The 17296-nt window shown below is 70.4% G+C and carries 13 protein-coding genes; 5 read left to right on the plus strand and 8 right to left on the minus strand.

Annotated elements, in window-relative coordinates:
• Positions 1-109: 109 nt before the first annotated feature.
• Positions 110-2935 (plus strand): preprotein translocase subunit SecA, encoded by a 2826-nt coding sequence (secA, locus tag OHA19_RS24870; RefSeq protein WP_405713227.1) that lies wholly within the window; start codon positions 110-112, stop codon positions 2933-2935.
• Positions 2936-4271: 1336 nt separating this feature from the next.
• Here secA and OHA19_RS24875 read toward each other — a convergent pair.
• Positions 4272-4700: an Rv3235 family protein gene (locus OHA19_RS24875; protein WP_405713225.1), complete on the minus strand. Its 429-nt coding sequence runs from the start codon at positions 4698-4700 to the stop codon at positions 4272-4274.
• Positions 4701-4992: 292 nt separating this feature from the next.
• Here OHA19_RS24875 and OHA19_RS24880 point away from each other — a divergent pair, with 292 nt between their 5' ends.
• Both OHA19_RS24880 and OHA19_RS24885 read left to right on the plus strand, forming a co-directional pair.
• Positions 4993-5499 (plus strand): DUF6912 family protein, encoded by a 507-nt coding sequence (locus OHA19_RS24880; protein ID WP_405713223.1) that lies wholly within the window; start codon positions 4993-4995, stop codon positions 5497-5499.
• 163 nt (positions 5500-5662) lie between these two features.
• Positions 5663-6334 (plus strand): HAD family hydrolase, encoded by a 672-nt coding sequence (locus OHA19_RS24885; protein ID WP_405713221.1) that lies wholly within the window; start codon positions 5663-5665, stop codon positions 6332-6334.
• A gap of 74 nt (positions 6335-6408) precedes the next feature.
• On the opposite strand, the gene OHA19_RS24890 is transcribed toward OHA19_RS24885, so the two are convergent.
• Positions 6409-6978, minus strand: a complete 570-nt coding sequence (locus OHA19_RS24890) for a DJ-1/PfpI family protein (RefSeq protein WP_405713219.1) — start codon at positions 6976-6978, stop codon at positions 6409-6411.
• Between the two features lie 389 nt (positions 6979-7367).
• Here OHA19_RS24890 and OHA19_RS24895 point away from each other — a divergent pair, with 389 nt between their 5' ends.
• A complete protein-coding gene (locus OHA19_RS24895; RefSeq protein ID WP_405751655.1) occupies positions 7368-12368 on the plus strand; it encodes an NAD-glutamate dehydrogenase in 5001 nt (1666 codons plus the stop codon).
• Positions 12369-12448: 80 nt separating this feature from the next.
• Here OHA19_RS24895 and OHA19_RS24900 read toward each other — a convergent pair whose 3' ends face one another.
• The 6 genes from OHA19_RS24900 to OHA19_RS24925 form a co-directional block, all read right to left on the minus strand.
• Positions 12449-12811: an FHA domain-containing protein gene (locus OHA19_RS24900; protein ID WP_405751658.1), complete on the minus strand. Its 363-nt coding sequence runs from the start codon at positions 12809-12811 to the stop codon at positions 12449-12451.
• Entirely contained in the window at positions 12808-13227 is a 420-nt protein-coding gene (locus OHA19_RS24905; RefSeq protein ID WP_405751661.1) for a hypothetical protein, read from the minus strand. The genes OHA19_RS24900 and OHA19_RS24905 overlap by 4 nt, the downstream gene beginning before the upstream one ends.
• A gap of 9 nt (positions 13228-13236) precedes the next feature.
• Positions 13237-13578, minus strand: coding sequence for a hypothetical protein (locus OHA19_RS24910; RefSeq protein ID WP_405713212.1), 342 nt, complete (start codon positions 13576-13578; stop codon positions 13237-13239).
• 129 nt (positions 13579-13707) lie between these two features.
• A complete protein-coding gene (locus OHA19_RS24915; RefSeq protein WP_405713210.1) occupies positions 13708-14553 on the minus strand; it encodes a serine/threonine-protein kinase in 846 nt (281 codons plus the stop codon).
• A 105-nt stretch (positions 14554-14658) separates the two neighbouring features.
• Positions 14659-15438 (minus strand): ABC transporter ATP-binding protein, encoded by a 780-nt coding sequence (locus OHA19_RS24920; protein WP_405721518.1) that lies wholly within the window; start codon positions 15436-15438, stop codon positions 14659-14661.
• A 4-nt stretch (positions 15439-15442) separates the two neighbouring features.
• Positions 15443-16384, minus strand: coding sequence for an ABC transporter permease (locus OHA19_RS24925; RefSeq protein WP_405713208.1), 942 nt, complete (start codon positions 16382-16384; stop codon positions 15443-15445).
• A 142-nt stretch (positions 16385-16526) separates the two neighbouring features.
• On the opposite strand from OHA19_RS24925, the gene OHA19_RS24930 reads away from it, so the two are divergent.
• Positions 16527-17132, plus strand: coding sequence for a TetR/AcrR family transcriptional regulator (locus OHA19_RS24930; protein WP_405713206.1), 606 nt, complete (start codon positions 16527-16529; stop codon positions 17130-17132).
• The last annotated feature ends 164 nt before the right edge of the window (positions 17133-17296 follow it).

A 17296-nucleotide genomic window follows, 5' to 3' on the forward strand; every position in this document is an offset into this window, starting at 1 on the left:
GGGGTCCTCGCTTACGATGGCCGTTGCGGTGGGGCCCACCTGCCGTGCCCGCGCCAGAGTCCATAACACGACCCAGTGCCAGGCCCGACCGGCAAGGAGACCAGCCTCAGTGTCCGTCTTCAACAAGCTCATGCGTGCAGGCGAAGGCAAGATCCTGCGCAAACTGCACCGCATCGCGGACCAGGTCAGCTCCATCGAAGAGGACTTCGTCAACCTCTCCGACGCCGAGCTGCGGGCGCTCACCGACGAGTACAAGGAACGGTACGCGGACGGCGAGAGCCTGGACGACCTGCTCCCCGAGGCATTCGCGACCGTCCGTGAGGCCGCCAAGCGGGTCCTCGGACAGCGCCACTACGACGTTCAGATGATGGGCGGCGCAGCCCTCCACCTCGGCTACGTGGCCGAGATGAAGACCGGCGAGGGCAAAACCCTGGTCGGCACCCTGCCGGCGTACCTCAACGCGCTCTCCGGCAAGGGCGTGCACCTGATCACGGTCAACGACTATCTCGCCGAGCGCGACTCCGAACTGATGGGCCGCGTCCACAAGTTCCTCGGCCTGACCGTCGGCTGCATCATCGCCAACATGACGCCGGCCCAGCGCCGCGAGCAGTACGCCTGCGACATCACGTACGGCACGAACAACGAGTTCGGCTTCGACTACCTCCGCGACAACATGGCGTGGTCGGCCGACGAGCTCGTCCAGCGCGGCCACAACTTCGCGGTGGTCGACGAGGTCGACTCGATCCTCGTCGACGAGGCCCGTACGCCGCTGATCATCTCCGGCCCGGCCGACCAGGCCACCAAGTGGTACGGCGACTTCGCCAAGCTGGTCACGCGGCTGACCAAGGGCGAGGCGGGCAACCCGCTCAAGGGCATCGAGGAGACCGGCGACTACGAGGTCGACGAGAAGAAGCGGACCGTCGCCATCCATGAGCCCGGTGTCTCGAAGGTCGAGGACTGGCTCGGTATCGAGAACCTCTACGAGTCGGTGAACACGCCGCTCGTCGGGTACCTCAACAACGCCATCAAGGCCAAGGAACTCTTCAAGAAGGACAAGGACTACGTCGTCATCGACGGCGAAGTCATGATCGTCGACGAGCACACCGGCCGTATCCTCGCCGGCCGCCGCTACAACGAGGGCATGCACCAGGCGATCGAGGCGAAGGAAGGGGTGGACATCAAGGACGAGAACCAGACCCTCGCCACGATCACCCTGCAGAACTTCTTCCGTCTCTACGGCAAGCTCTCCGGCATGACCGGTACGGCGATGACCGAGGCCGCCGAGTTCCACCAGATCTACAAGCTCGGTGTGGTGCCGATCCCGACCAACCGGCCGATGGTCCGTGCCGACCAGTCGGACCTGATCTACCGCACCGAGGTCGCGAAGTTCGCCGCGGTCGTCGACGACATCGCCGAGAAGCACGAGAAGGGCCAGCCGATCCTGGTCGGCACCACCTCGGTCGAGAAGTCCGAGTACCTCTCGCAGCAGCTCTCCAAGCGCGGTGTCCAGCACGAGGTCCTCAACGCCAAGCAGCACGACCGTGAGGCGACGATCGTCGCCCAGGCCGGCCGCAAGGGCGCGGTCACGGTCGCGACGAACATGGCCGGACGAGGCACCGACATCAAGCTCGGTGGCAACCCCGACGACCTCGCCGAGGCGGAGCTGCGCCAGCGTGGCCTGGACCCCGTCGAGCACGTCGAGGAGTGGGCGGCCGCGCTGCCCGCCGCGCTGGAGAAGGCCGAGCAGTCCGTCAAGGCGGAGTTCGAAGAGGTCAAGGAGCTCGGCGGGCTGTATGTCCTGGGTACCGAGCGCCACGAGTCGCGGCGTATCGACAACCAGCTGCGCGGTCGTTCCGGCCGTCAGGGCGACCCCGGCGAGTCCCGCTTCTACCTGTCGCTCGGCGATGACCTGATGCGGCTGTTCAAGGCGCAGATGGTCGAGCGCGTCATGTCGATGGCCAATGTGCCGGACGACGTGCCGATCGAGAACAAGATGGTGACGCGGGCGATCGCGTCGGCCCAGTCGCAGGTCGAGCAGCAGAACTTCGAGACGCGTAAGAACGTCCTGAAGTACGACGAGGTGCTCAACCGGCAGCGTGAGGTCATCTACGGCGAGCGTCGCCGCGTCCTGGAGGGCGAGGACCTGCAGGACCAGATCCGCCATTTCATGGACGACACGATCGACGACTACATCCGCCAGGAGACCGCCGAGGGCTTCGCGGAGGAATGGGACCTGGACCGGCTCTGGGGCGCGTTCAAGCAGCTCTACCCGGTGAAGGTCACCGTCGACGAGCTGGAGGACGCGGCCGGCGACCGGGCCGGGATCACGGCCGAGTTCATCGGCGAGTCCATCAAGGACGACATCCACGAGCAGTACGACGAGCGCGAGAAGCAGCTCGGCTCGGACATCATGCGTGAGCTGGAGCGGCGTGTGGTGCTGTCCGTCCTGGACCGCAAGTGGCGTGAGCACCTCTACGAGATGGACTACCTCCAGGAGGGCATCGGCCTCCGTGCCATGGCGCAGAAGGACCCGCTGGTCGAGTACCAGCGCGAGGGCTTCGACATGTTCAACGCCATGATGGAGGGCATCAAGGAGGAGTCCGTCGGCTACCTGTTCAACCTGGAGGTCCAGGTCGAGCAGCAGGTCGAGGAGGTGCCGGTGCAGGACGAGGCCGAGCGGACCTCGCTCGTCAAGGAGGACGCCGTGCCGGCGGCACGTCCGGAGATCCGCGCCAAGGGGCTCGACGCTCCGCAGCGTCCGGACCGGCTGCACTTCTCCGCTCCCACGGTGGACGGGGAGGGCGGGGTCGTCGAGGGCGACTTCACCAGCGGCGAGGGTACGGCCGGTGCCGGGGCCGAGTCCGATGGGCTGACCAGGGCGGAGCGGCGCAAGGCCCAGAAGAGTGGTGGGGGCGGGCGCCGCCGTAAGAAGTAGTAGCGGCTGCCGGGGACGTCCTTGGACGTTCTTGCGGTGGTCGGGTAGTCGGGTTGTTGCCGGGGTCGGGCGCGCGTGGTTTGGGCGCCCGACCCCGGTTTTTTTGGGACCGGGGGCGGTGGGGCGGTGAGGTGGCGGAGCGGTGAGACGGTGGGCGGTGGCTTGTGGGGTGTGACCTTGAGGTTCTGGCCTTGTCGGGAGTGGGGGCGGGCGTGTTCGGCGGGGGCGGGGTGGTGGGCTGGGCCGCTGCGCGGGGCTTGTCCCCTCCCCGCCCCTTCCCGGAACCGGGGCGCTGCCCCGGGCCCCGCTCCTCAATCGCCGGAGGGGCTGAGAAGGGGAGCCGGAGGGTTGGGATTGGGGTGGAGGCGAGGGGGCCGGTGGGGCCGAGGTGGTGGGTGAGTCGGGGTGGGGGGCGAGGTAGGGCTGGGAGGTGGCCGGGGGCCAGGGCGGGGTCGAGGCGGGGCTGAGAGGCCGACTGGTGGGGCCGAGGAAGGGTCGGGAGGGGCCCGGAGGGGCGGGGTGGGGTGGGGGCGGAGGTGGCCGGTGGGTCGGGATGAGGCCGGGGTGGCGCTGAGCTGAGAGGTGGCCGGTGGTCGGGGTGGGGCCGGGGTGGCGCTGGGAGGTGGCCGGGGGCCAGGGCGGGGTCGAGGCGGGGCTGAGAGGCCGACTGGTGGGGCCGGGAGGGGCCGGAGGGTCGGGGTGCGGCTTCGGTGGGCCCGGTTGGTTGGGATGGGGGCGAGGCGGGGCTGAGAGGCCGACTGGTGGGGCCGGGAGGGGCCGGAGGGTCGGGGTGCGGCTTCGGTGGGCCCGGTTGGTCGGGATGGGGGCGAGGCGGGGCTGAGAGGCGGCTGGTGGGGCCGGAGGGTCGAGACGGGGCCGGGAGGGGCCGGTGGTCGGGGTGCGGCTCGGTGGGCCCGGTTGGTCGGGATGGGGGCGAGGCGGGGCTGAGAAGGGGCCAGGGCGGCCGGGGCGGGGCTGAGAGGCGGGGCTGGTGGGGGCGCGGCGGGGTAGGTGGGCCGGATGGGGTCGAGAGGGGCTGGAGGGGCTTGGGTGGGGCTCCTGGTGTGTTGGCTGTTCCCTCCCGGCCACGCTGGGGCTGGGAGGGGTCGGAACGGGGTGTACGTGGTTTCGCTGGTTCTGTCCCGGGGCGGGCTGCCCCGCGCCGGGACGGGACCAGGATGGGCTTGCACCGCGCTTGGTTCTTCGTTCCTGTTCTGGCGTGCCGGGGATCTGTCGCGTTGTCGGTTTCGGTGGTTCTGCCGCCCCGTCCTGGCCGCTCGGTCTGCCTCCCTTCCTGTCCTGTTCGGGGTTCTGCTCCGTCGTGGCCCCGCCCTGGCTAGCGGGACGCGGCTGCCCGCAGGTGTTCGTCGCCCAGTTCCACTGCGGCGCAGCGCCAGCGGAGGTCGGTGCCCTGTTCCAGGCGGAAGGCCATCGCGCGTACCTGTTCGCCCGCCGCGATGCTCGCGCAGGCCTCCACCACGCCCGGGGCCGGCTGGGCGCCGTGGCACATGCGGATGACGGGGCGGGCGCCGCGGGCCCTGAGGGGGGTGCGTGGGGCCAGTTCGGTCAGCTGGTCGTAGGCCTCGCCGATGGTGTGGCCGAGCATCCAGTGCACCGGGCGCTGGCCGCTGAGGACCGCCAGGAGGCGGTCGGCGAACCAGTGGTGCGGGCGTACGCGCCGGGGAGTCCGGGTGCGCTGGGGTGGTACGGCTTCGGGCCTGCGCTGGTCGCGTCGTCCGGCGGGCCGGGTCCTGTTCGTGCTCATCGATCATCGCCCCCGTGCTTCAGAGGCCCGGTGAATTACCGGGCGGTAACTTCTGCTGTGGACCTTCTACGGCGACGGCCGAGGGGGCCGCAAGCGGCAGGGGAGTGACGGGGACGACCGGGAGGAATCACCTATCCGGGTGATGCGGCCGGTGTCGAGCGGGGCGTGAGGCGGGCGCAAGGAGGGTGAGGGGCGGTTGCCGGGTGGACGGGGCAGCATCGATGCACGTGACCCCAAAGGGGGACGTCACACGTATCCTGAGGGCGTTTCCGACTACGAAAGCGACCCGGCCATGCGCGTGTATGTCCCCCTGACCCTGTCCGGTCTCGCAGCGGCGCACCGGGCGGGCGAAATCGGTCCCGGTCCGCTCACCGCGTACGCGGTGACCCCCGCACTGCGTGAGTGGTACGTCTCGGACGACATCGAGGAGCTGGAGTACGCGGCGCTCAACCGGGCCGCCTCCGCCTCGCTGCGCATGATCGCGCAGAACCCCGGCGCGGTGCGCAGGCGCGTCGTCATCGCCGTCGAAGTGCCGGACGGTGCGGCAGTCGCCGACCCGGACCACGGCCTCGACCCGTCCTCGCTCGGCGAGGTGCGGATCGCGTCCCCCGTGGCGCTCGCCGAGGCCGCCGCGGTGCATGTCGACGCGGATGACGCGGAGAAGGACGTCACGGCGGCGGCCGCGGCGCTGGGGGCGGCGGACCTCGGGGACGACGACGCGCAGTTCACCGTGGACGGCGCCGAGGACCACGAGCTGCTGTGGTTCGGCATCCAGGAGATCCCGAATCTGCTTCCCTGAGCAGCTGGTCGCCCGAGCAGTTGGTCTTCTGAGGAGCTGGTCGCCCGGGTAGTTGGTCTCCTGGGGATCCGGCCCGAGGAGCCGGATCCCCGAGGTTCTCGTCGCCCGAGGACAGCGGGCGGGAGCCGAACGGTTGTCGGAGGGGGCGGGTACTTTCTTATGCATGGGGACGCATGGGAAGCACCGCACGCATCTGGTCTGGGACTGGAACGGCACACTGCTCGATGACAACGACGCGGTCATCGGCGCGACCAACGCGGCGTTCGGCGAGGTCGGCCTGGCGCCGATCACCCTTGAGCAGTACCGCGAGATGTACTGCATCCCGATACCCCGCTTCTACCAACGGCTGATGGGCAGGCAGCCCACGGAGGCCGAGTGGGAGCGGATGGACGGGATCTTCCACCAGCACTACACCGAGCGGCGGGCCGCCTGCGGGCTCACCGAAGGGGCCGAGGCGCTGCTCTCCCAGTGGCGGCTGAGCGGGGGCAGCCAGTCGCTCCTGAGCATGTACGGCCACGACCAGCTGGTCCCCGTGGTGCGGGGGTACGGCATCGAGCGGCACTTCGTGCGGGTCGACGGGCGCACCGGGCCCTCCGGCGGCAGCAAGGCACGGCACATGGAGCGGCACATCGCCGCGCTGGACGGGATATCCGCCGAGCACACGGTGGTCATCGGGGATGCGGTGGACGACGCCGTGGCCGCGGCCCACGTCGGAGCGAAGGCCGTGCTCTACACCGGCGGGTCGCACAGCAGGGCCAGTCTGGAGGCGGCCGGGGTGCCGGTCGTGGACAGTCTGGCCGAGGCCGCGCACCTCGCCGAGCAGATCGCCGGGTAGAGCAGGCAGAGCAGGTAGAGAGGGCAGGGCGTGCCGGGTGCGGGTACGGGCAGGGGAGCCCGGCGAGGGGGGCGTCAGGTCGTGACCGGGGCCTTTGTGCGGAGGATCTTCAGGAACTCGCGCATCCACGCGGAGTGGTCCGGCCAGGCGCGGGACGAGACCAGCACACCGTCGACCACCGCCTCGTGGTCCTCGAAGGTGGCACCCGCCGTCTGCATGTCGAGCTCCAGCGCGGGATACGCGGTGACGTGCCGGCCGGTCAGTGCGCCGACCGCCGCCGTCATCAGCGGGCCGTGGCAGATCTGGGCCACCGGCCGGTCGGAGTCGAAGAACGCCTTGAGGATCTTGCGCAGCTCGGCGTCGTTGCGCAGATACTCGGGGGCCCGGCCGCCCGGGACGACCAGGGCCACGTACTCCCCGGGGTCGACCTCGGAGAACGCCAGGTCGGCGGGCCAGGTGTAGCCGGGCTTCTCGGTGTACGTGTCGAAACCGGGCTCGAAGTCGTGGACCACGAAGCGGAGCGTCTTGCGGGCGGGGGCCGCGATGTGGACGTCGTACCCCTCCTCGCGCAGCCGCTGGTAGGGGTAGAGGACCTCCAGGGACTCTGCGGCGTCGCCGGTGACGATCAGGATCTTCGGTGCCATGGCGGGGCTCCCACGGTTCGTCGGCCTGTTCCGCCTACCAGAGTGCGGCAATACGGACGCGCGCGCTGTCCAGACTGTCAAAGTTCGGGCCCATCTTTTTACACAAACGGCTCGTGACGGTCATGGGGGCGGGCGATATAGCCTGGACCCCGTGATCAGCGCGATACGCCTCGGGGGCAGCGAAGCCCCCGGCCTGCGCCCGGAGTGCCACAGCACCCGGGCCGTCGCTGATTCCCTCAGCCCGGACCGAATGTCAAAAGTGGTCGATTCGGCCCCGGGCATCTCTCATAGCGGCATAGCGTCGACTCAGACCGGAAACCCCGTGTCGTGGCGGTACGTCGTCTTTTCCACCTACGTCACGCAACGGCGCGCGACAGGAGCCAGAGGACATGCAGACCAAGCTGGACGAAGCCAAGGCCGAGCTGCTCGCACGGGCGGCGAAGGTAGCTGACAACAGCCCGGGCGGTGGTGTCGGTGGCCCGGGCGGTACCTCCCGGGTGCGTGTTGCGGCCGCCGGGGCCGAGCAGGAGCGTCCCGGGCAGGACGTGCTCCTCTCCTACCTCCAGCGCTACTACCTGCACACTGCTCCGGAGGACATCGCGGGCCGCGACCCCGTGGACGTCTTCGGCGCCGCCTCCTCCCACTACCGGCTGGCCGAGACGCGCCCGCAGGGCACGGCGAACGTCCGGGTGCACACCCCGACCGTCGAGGAGAACGGCTGGACGTGCAGCCACACGGTGGTCGAGGTCGTCACCGACGACATGCCGTTCCTGGTCGACTCCGTCACCAATGAGCTGTCCCGGCAGGGACGCGGCATCCATGTCGTGATCCACCCGCAGGTCGTCGTACGCCGTGACGTCACCGGCAAGCTCATCGAGGTCCTCGCCGAGGGCAACGGCATCGCGACGGGCCCGCAGGGCCGCGGCTCCAAGGACGCCGAGCACGAGCTGCCGCACGACGCGCTCGTCGAGTCCTGGATCCACGTCGAGATCGACCGCGAGACCGACCGCGCCGACCTCCAGCAGATCTCCGCCGACCTGCTGCGCGTGCTGTCCGACGTACGGGAGACCGTCGAGGACTGGGACAAGATGCGCGACGCCGCGCTGCGCATCGCCGACGACCTGCCCGGTGAGCCGCTCGACGACCTCGGCGACGAAGAGGTCAACGAGGCCAGGGAACTGCTGCGCTGGCTCGCCGCCGACCACTTCACCTTCCTGGGCTACCGCGAGTACGAGCTGAAGGACACCGACTCGCTGGCCGCCGTCCCCGGCACCGGCCTCGGCATCCTGCGCTCCGACCCGCACCACAGCGTCGACGAGGCGCACCCCGTCAGCCCGTCCTTCGACCGGCTGCCCGTCGACGCCCGGGCCAAGGCCCGCGAGCGCAAGCTCCTCGTCCTCACCAAGGCCAACAGCCGCTCGACCGTCCACCGGCCGAGCTACCTCGACTACGTCGGTGTGAAGAAGTTCGACGCGGACGGCAACGTCATCGGTGAGCGCCGCTTCCTCGGACTGTTCTCCTCCGCCGCCTACACCGAGTCCGTGCGCCGGGTGCCCGTCATCCGCCGCAAGGTCGCCGAGGTGCTGGAGGGCGCGGGCTTCTCGCCCAACAGCCACGACGGCCGTGACCTGCTCCAGATCCTCGAGACGTACCCGCGCGACGAGCTCTTCCAGACGCCCGTCGACCAGCTGCGCTCCGTCGTCACCTCCGTGCTGTACCTCCAGGAGCGCCGTCGGCTGCGGCTCTACCTGCGCCAGGACGAGTACGGGCGCTACTACTCCGCGATCGTCTACCTGCCGCGCGACCGCTACACCACCGGTGTGCGGCTGCGCCTGATCGACATCCTCAAGGAGGAACTGGGCGGCACCAGCGTCGACTTCACCGCCTGGAACACCGAGTCGATCCTCTCCCGGCTGCACTTCGTCGTCCGCGTCGCACCCGGCACCGAGCTGCCCGACCTCACCGACGCCGAGGCCGACCGCATCGAGGCCCGGCTCGTCGAGGCCGCCCGCTCCTGGGCCGACGGCTTCCAGGAGGCGCTGGGCGCCGAATGCGGCGAGGAGCGCGCCGCCGAACTGCTGCGCCAGTACGGCCACTCGTTCCCCGAGGGCTACAAGGCCGACCACACGCCGCGCTCCGCCGTGGCCGACCTGGTCCACCTCGAAGCGCTCAAGCAGGACGAGACCGACTTCGCCCTCAGCCTGTACGAGCCGGTCGGCGCCGCCCCCGGCGAACGCCGCTTCAAGATCTACCGGACCGGCGAGCAGGTCTCCCTGTCCGCCGTGCTCCCGGCCCTCCAGCGGCTCGGTGTCGAGGTCGTCGACGAGCGTCCGTACGAGCTGCGCTGCGCCGACCGTACGCACGCCTGGATCTACGACTTCGGACTCCGGATGCCGCAGGTCAACGGGAGCGGCAACTACCTCGCCGACGACGCCCGGGACCGTTTCCAGGACGCCTTCGCCGCCGTGTGGACCGGTGAGGCCGAGAACGACGGCTTCAACTCGCTGGTGCTGGGCGCCGGTCTGAACTGGCGCCAGGCGATGGTGCTGCGCGCCTACGCGAAGTACCTGCGCCAGGCCGGGTCGACGTTCAGCCAGGACTACATGGAGAGCACGCTCCGCAACAACGTCCACACCACCCGGCTGCTGGTCTCGCTCTTCGAGGCCCGGATGTCCCCGGAGCGGCAGAACGCCGGCACCGAGCTGACCGACGGCCTCCTCGAAGAGCTGGACGGGGCCCTGGACCAGGTCGCCTCGCTCGACGAGGACCGCATCCTGCGTTCCTTCCTCACCGTCATCAAGGCCACCCTGCGCACCAACTTCTTCCAGCGCGCCGACAGCGGCAAGCCGCACGGCTACGTCTCGATGAAGTTCGACCCGCAGTCCATCCCGGACCTGCCGGCGCCCCGGCCGGCCTTCGAGATCTGGGTCTACTCGCCGCGCGTCGAAGGTGTGCACCTGCGCTTCGGCAAGGTCGCCCGAGGCGGTCTGCGCTGGTCGGACCGGCGGGAGGACTTCCGTACGGAGATCCTCGGCCTGGTCAAGGCACAGATGGTGAAGAACACCGTCATCGTGCCGGTCGGCGCCAAGGGCGGATTCGTCGCCAAGCAGCTCCCGGACCCGGCCGTCGACCGTGACGCCTGGATGGCCGAGGGCATCGCCTCGTACCGCACCTTCATCTCGGCGCTGCTCGACATCACCGACAACATGGTGGCCGGCGAGGTCGTGCCGCCCACCGACCTCGTCCGGCACGACGAGGACGACACCTACCTGGTCGTCGCCGCGGACAAGGGCACCGCGAAGTTCTCCGACATCGCCAACGAGGTCGCCGTCTCGTACGGCTTCTGGCTCGGCGACGCCTTCGCCTCCGGCGGCTCCGCGGGCTACGACCACAAGGGCATGGGCATCACCGCCCGCGGCGCCTGGGAGTCCGTCAAGCGGCACTTCCGCGAACTGGGCCACGACACCCAGACCGAGGACTTCACCGTCGTCGGCGTCGGAGACATGTCCGGTGACGTGTTCGGCAACGGCATGCTGCTCTCCGAGCACATCCGGCTCGTCGCCGCATTCGACCACCGGCACATCTTCATCGACCCGACCCCGGACGCCGCCACCTCGTACGCCGAGCGCCGCCGGCTGTTCGAGCTGCCGCGCAGCTCCTGGGCCGACTACAACAAGGACCTGCTCTCCGCGGGCGGTGGCATCCACCCGCGCAGCGCCAAGTCCATCCCGGTCAACGCCCACATCCGCGAGGCGCTCGGCATCGAGCCGGGTGTCACCAAGATGACGCCCGCCGAGCTGATGCAGACCATCCTCAAGGCCCCCGTGGACCTGGCGTGGAACGGCGGCATCGGTACGTACATCAAGTCCTCCGCCGAGTCGAACGCGGACGTCGGCGACAAGGCCAACGACGCGATCCGGGTCAACGGCGAGGACCTGCGGGCCAAGGTCGTCGGCGAGGGCGGCAACCTCGGCGCCACCCAGCTCGGCCGGATCGAGTTCGCCCGGGGCGGCGGCCGGATCAACACCGACGCGATCGACAACAGCGCCGGTGTGGACACCTCCGACCACGAGGTGAACATCAAGATCCTGCTCAACGGCCTGGTCCGGGACGGCGACATGACCGTCAAGCAGCGCAACAAGCTGCTCGCGGAGATGACCGACGAGATCGGCCGCCTGGTGCTGCGCAACAACTACGCGCAGAACGTCGCGCTCGCCAACGCCACGTCCCAGTCCTCCTCGCTGCTCCACGCCCACCAGCGCTTCATGCGCCGGCTGGGCCGGGACGGTGACCTCGACCGCGGTCTGGAGTTCCTGCCCGCCGACCGCCAGATCCGTGAGCTGCTCAGCGGCGGCAAGGGGCTCAGCCAGCCCGAGCTGGCCGTGCTGCTCGCGTACACGAAGATCACCGCGGCCCGGGAGCTCATCCGGACCAGCCTGCCGGACGACCCGCACCTGCAGAAGCTGCTGCACGCCTACTTCCCGGAGCAGCTGCGCGAGCAGTTCCCCGAGGCGGTCGACGGGCACGCGCTGCGGCGCGAGATCATCACCACGGTCCTGGTCAACGACACCGTGAACAGCGGCGGTTCGACCTTCCTGCACCGGCTGCGGGAAGAGACCGGCGCATCGATCGAGGAGATCGTGCGGGCGCAGTTCGCGGCCCGTGAGATCTTCGGCCTCGGCCAGGTGTGGGACGCCGTCGAGGCGCTCGACAACGAGGTCGCCGCCGATGTGCAGACCCGGATCCGGCTGCACTCGCGCCGGCTCGTCGAGCGCGGTTCGCGCTGGCTGCTCGGCAACCGGCCGCAGCCGCTGGAGATCGCCGCGACGATCGACTTCTTCAAGGCGGGCGTCGACCAGGTCTGGGCCGAGCTGCCCAAGATGCTGATGGGCGCCGACCTGGAGTGGTACCAGTCGATCCTGGACGAGCTCACTGAGGCGGGCGTCCCGGGCGAGCTGGCCCAGCGGGTCGCCGGATTCTCCTCCGCCTTCCCGGCGCTGGACATCGTGGCGATCGCGGAGCGCACCGGCAAGGACCCGCTCTCCGTCGCCGAGGTGTACTACGACCTCGCGGACCGGCTGGGCGTCACCCAGCTGATGGACCGGATCATCGAGCTGCCGCGGGCCGACCGCTGGCAGTCCATGGCCCGTGCCTCCATCCGCGAGGACCTGTACGCCGCGCACGCCGCGCTCACCGCGGACGTGCTGGCGGTGGGCAACGGCACCTCGACGCCGGAGGAGCGGTTCCAGGCGTGGGAGGAGAAGAACGCGGCGATCCTGACGCGGTCCCGCTCCACCCTTGAGGAGATCCAGGGCTCGGACGCGTTCGACCTGGCGAACCTGTCGGTGGCGATGCGGACGATGCGCACCCTGCTCCGTACGCACGCATAACGGGCTGAGAGCCCGTAGTCGAGGGAGGCGGTCACCGGGTGCCGGTGGCCGCCTCCCTTTCTGTTGTCGCGTGTGGGGCGTCAGTACATGCGGGTTTCGCCCGCCGCGTCCGGCGGGGTCGGCCGGCGGCGCTGCCATTCCTGGGCCAGCTCGGTCGGGAAGCGGCGGCCGCTGCGGGCCAGGATCACGCCCTCGACCAGCCGGAGTTCGTCCCCGCCGTGGTACTGCCGCTCAGTGGTGCCGAGCTTCTTCCACGGTCCCGGTCCCGATCTGCCGGCCGTCGAGCGCCACCGGGTGCCGTAGGTGCTGTGGTCCCGTACGTGGACGATGCCGCCGGTCACCCGCAGCTCGGCATGGGCGCGGCTGAGGCCGGCGGTGCGGTGCTCCGGGACCAGGTCGTGCAAGGAGATACCGCCCTCGCCGGGCGCCCGGCCGACCTTCACCGTCGTGCCGTCCTCCAGCGTGAACCGGGCCGCTGGCCTGGCTCCCCGAGAGCTACGGCGAGGACGGCCGCTTCCGCACCAAGCGCCTCCTCGCCGGTGCCGGCCAGGGATACGCCGTGCTCGCCGAGGACCGCTGGTCCGGCGGCGACGTGGTGATCAAGGGCATGTGGTGGTCGCGGACGGACCTGGACGACCCGCGCAGCGTCCACCGGGCGCTGGGCGAACAGAAGAAACAGCGCGACCAGGGACTGCGGGCGGCCCGGCAGGCCGCCCAGCTCACCCAGCAGTGCCCCGTCGTGATCAGCGTGGAGTCCCAGCCGTCCCCCTCCCTGCTCGCGAACGGCGGACCCGGCGGACAGCAGGGTGGTGAGGTGCCCTACGAGGGCTTCCTCGTGCAGCAGTTCATCGGGCACCACGGCGGCATCTCACGCACCCTCCAGGAGGAGATCGACGAGCGGGCCGAATCGCACCGCCGCTTCAAGCCCGATCAACTCCTGGACCTGGCTGAGCAGTTGTGCAACACCCTGGCCGCGCTGCACGCCGACCGGCACAACGGCGACGAGCACTCCAAGGGCTGGATCCACGCCGACATCAAACCGGAGAACATCCTCGTCCTCGGGCCGCCCGCCCGGTACGTGCTCATCGACTACGACGCCGCGGTCCAGATCGGCGAACGCATCCGCACCACCACGAGCGCCTACGCCCCCCTCCGCCGAGGGCACCGACGAGCCCTCCGAACTCGCCCCGGCCTCCGAGCGGTTCGACATCTACATGCTGGGCGCCCCCCTCGCCCACGCCGCCGCGCTGCGCAGGCTCACCGACCGGCAGACACGCGAGCTCTACGCGGAGGACTTCGACGTCAGCGCCCCGGCCCGCCGTTTCATCGCCGGTCTGCGCTACGGGCCGATCCTCACCAACGCCCTCACCACCTGCCTGTCGGCGAAGAAATTCCGGCTGGCCACCGTGGACCGGGTCCGGATCGACCTCGCTCGCGCCCGCAGCGCCACGGCCCTCCAGTCCGCACTCCGCACCCTGGGTTCGCGGTTGGTGTCCGCGATGCGGGCGGCCACCGCGAGACCGTGGCCCCGGCCGTACGGGTGCTCCCCGGCGGCGGCCTCGGCGGCCAGCAGCCCGAGCGCGAACACGTCGGACGCGGGCGTCAGCGGCCTGCCCAGCGCGTGTTCCGGCGACATGTACTTCGGGCTGCCGATCAGCCGCCCCGCCGTGGTGAGCGTCCGGGTGTCCGCCGCCCGCGCGATCCCGAAGTCGAGCAGCCAGGGGCCGCTCGCGGCGAGCAGCAGATTGCCGGGCTTGATGTCCCGGTGGATGACCCCGGCGCCGTGGACGGCGTCCAGCGCACCGGCGAGGCAGCCGGTCAGCCGGAGCACCGCGGCCGCGGGCAGCGGACCGTGCGCGCCGATGACGGTGTCCAGCGGCAGGCCGGGGACGTAGTGGGTGGCGAGCCAGGGCTGCGGCCCCTCGGTGTCGTGGTCGACGACGGACACCAGGTGGTATCCGGAGACCCGGCGGGCGGCGGCCACCTCACGCGCGAACCGCACCCGGAACTCCGGGCTCCGCGCGTACTCCCGGCGGATCACCTTCAGGGCGACGGGCTGGCCGCCCCGGGTGTGTGAGAGGTAGACGGTACCCATCCCGCCCGCGCCCACCCGGGCCCGCAGCACGTAACCGGAGATCTCGCGCGGATCGTCCGCCCGCAGCGGTCCCGGCACGCCGTCCTGCATGTGTCCCCCTCGAGCGGATCCGGGGCCGGACGCAACCTGCGACGCAACCGCTGCGACGCAACCCCGTTGTGCGGCAGGGGAGTTTATCGCCCGGGGTGCCGCGTACTACTTCTTGCCGGAGGTGAACTTCTCGTACGCCGCCACGACCTCGTCCGCCGGACCGTCCATCCGCAGCGTCCCGGCCTCCAGCCAGATCGCCCGGTCGCAGGTCTCGGTGATCGACTTGTTGCTGTGGCTGACCAGGAAGACCGTGCCGGCCTCCTTGCGCAGCTCGATGATCCGTTCCTTGCTGCGCCGCTGGAACCTGGCGTCGCCGGTGGACAGCGCCTCGTCGATGAGGAGGACGTCGTGGCTCTTGGCGGCCGCGATGGAGAAGCGCAGCCGGGCGCCCATGCCGGAGGAGTACGTACGCATCGGCAGGGTGATGAAGTCGCCCTTCTCGTTGATCCCGGAGAAGTCGACGATCCCCTGGTAGCGCTCGCGGATCTGGGCGCGCGTCATGCCCATCGCGAGGCCGCCGAGCACCACGTTGCGCTCGCCGGTCAGATCGCTCATCAGCGCGGCGTTCACCCCGAGCAGCGAGGGCTGGCCCTGGGTGTGCACCCGGCCCTTCGTCGCGGGCAGCAGCCCGGCGATGGCCTTGAGCAGGGTCGACTTCCCCGAGCCGTTGGAGCCGATCAGACCGATGGCCTCGCCCTTGTACGCGGCGAAGCTCACCCCCTTCACGGCATGCACCTCGCGCACCCCGGGGCTCTGCCGGCGCGAGACGATCCGGCTGAGCGCCGAGGTGGCGCTGCCCTTTCCGGTACGGGCGCCGTTCACCTTGTACGTGATGTGCACGTCGTCCACCACGACGGTCGGCACCCGCACGTCGATGTCACTCATGTGATCAGCCACGTCCGTACCGCTCCTCCGCCTGCCAGAAGTACACGAATCCGCCCACACCGCACACCAGCGCCCAGCCCGCGGCGATCGCCCACACATGCGGCGGGAGATGGGACGCGCCGAAGCTGTCGATGAGCGCGAACCGCATCAGGTCGATGAAGACGGCGGCCGGATTGCACTCCAGCATCACCATCACGAAGTGCGGGACCCGGTCGCCCTTGAGCATGGTGTCCACGCTCCACATGACCCCGGACGCGTACATCCAGGTCCGCAGGACGAACGGCATCAGCTGGGCGATGTCCGGCGTCCGGGCGGCCAGCCGCGCCACCACCATGGAGACACCGGTGTTGAACACGGCCTGGAGGAACAGCGCCGGAACGGCGAGCAGCCAGGACGGCTTCGGGAACTGCCCGAACCCCACCAGGATGAGCACCAGCGCGCCCAGCGAGAACAGCAGCTGCTGAAGCTGTTGCAGGGCCAGGGCGATCGGCAGCGAGGCGCGCGGGAAGTGCAGCGCCCGGACGAGCCCCAGATTGCCGCTGATCGCCCGGGTGCCCGCGGTGATCGAGCTGCTGGTGAAGGTCCAGATGAAGACGCCGGTGACGAGGAAGGGCACGAAGTCCTCGACGTTGCGCTTGGTGTTCATCAGGACACCGAAGATGAAGTAGTAGACCGTCGCGTTCAGCAGCGGCGTCATGATCTGCCAGATCTGGCCGAGCTTCGCCTGGCTGTACTGAGCGGTCAGCTTGGCGGTGGCGAACGCCGTGATGAAGTGCCGCCGCCCCCACAGCTGCCGGATGTACGTCACCAGCGAGGGCCGGGCCCCGCTCATCGTGAGTCCGTGCCGGGCGGCGAGCGTGGCGAGCTCGCCCGGCGCGTACACCGGGAAGGGCGCCGTGCCGGGGGTGTCGGCCGGGGCCGCTGGGGTTGCTGTCTGGCTCACCACGATCGCTTTCGACGGGAGGGTGGAAGGGGAGGCGGGAACACGCGGCGACCGACGGAACGGGACCGTATCGTCGCAACGCCGAGGGTAGGGCGCATTCACGTCGCAACGCAACCGTTCCGTCGTCACGGACTATGATTCGGCCATGACCACCGACCCGGGAACCCGCCGCCGTGTCCCCGCCGGAGCCGCCGTGCTGCGCGAGGACGTCACCGATGCGATTCGCGGTGCCGTCTTCGAGGAGCTGGCCGCGGTGGGCTTCGCCCGGATGTCGATGGAGGGGATCGCGCGGCGCGCGGGCGTCGGCAAGACCGCCGTCTACCGCCGCTGGAAGTCCAAGCTGGCCCTGGTCCTCGACCTGGTCTCGGCCGTCGCGGCCCAGGGCATGCCGGCGCCGGCCACCGGTTCGCTGTACGGGGACGTCCGGGCCGTACTCGAACTCGCCTCGTACGCCCTGCGCCACCCCGTCGCCTCGCAGGTCATCCCGGACCTGCTGGTCGAGGCGGCCCGCAACCCGGAGATCTCCGACACGATCAAGGCCGCCCTGCTGGACCCGCAGCAGGGCATCGCCGCCGTGGTCGTACGGGACGCCGTGGCCCGCGGCGAGCTGCCTGGGGACAGCGACCCGGACCGGGCGCTGGACCTGATCGTCGGCCCGCTGTACTGGCGGCTCGCCGTCGTCCGGGGCCCGCTGCCCAAGGGCTATCTCGACGATCTGGCCGCGGCCGCGGTCGCCGCCCTCAAGAGCTGACCGGCCGGGGTTCTGGCCCTCGGCCGCGGGCTGACCGGCCGGGGGCCAGGGTCTTTCGTTTGGATCATGCCGGGCTCGCGTGCCCCGGTGCCGCGCCTCGCCGCGTTGTCGTCGGTCACCGACGCTCCGCGTCGCTTCCCTCCTCCGCCTTGCGACGCACGGCA

This window comes from Streptomyces sp. NBC_00012 (assembly GCF_045040875.1).
GTDB lineage: Bacteria > Actinomycetota > Actinomycetes > Streptomycetales > Streptomycetaceae > Streptomyces.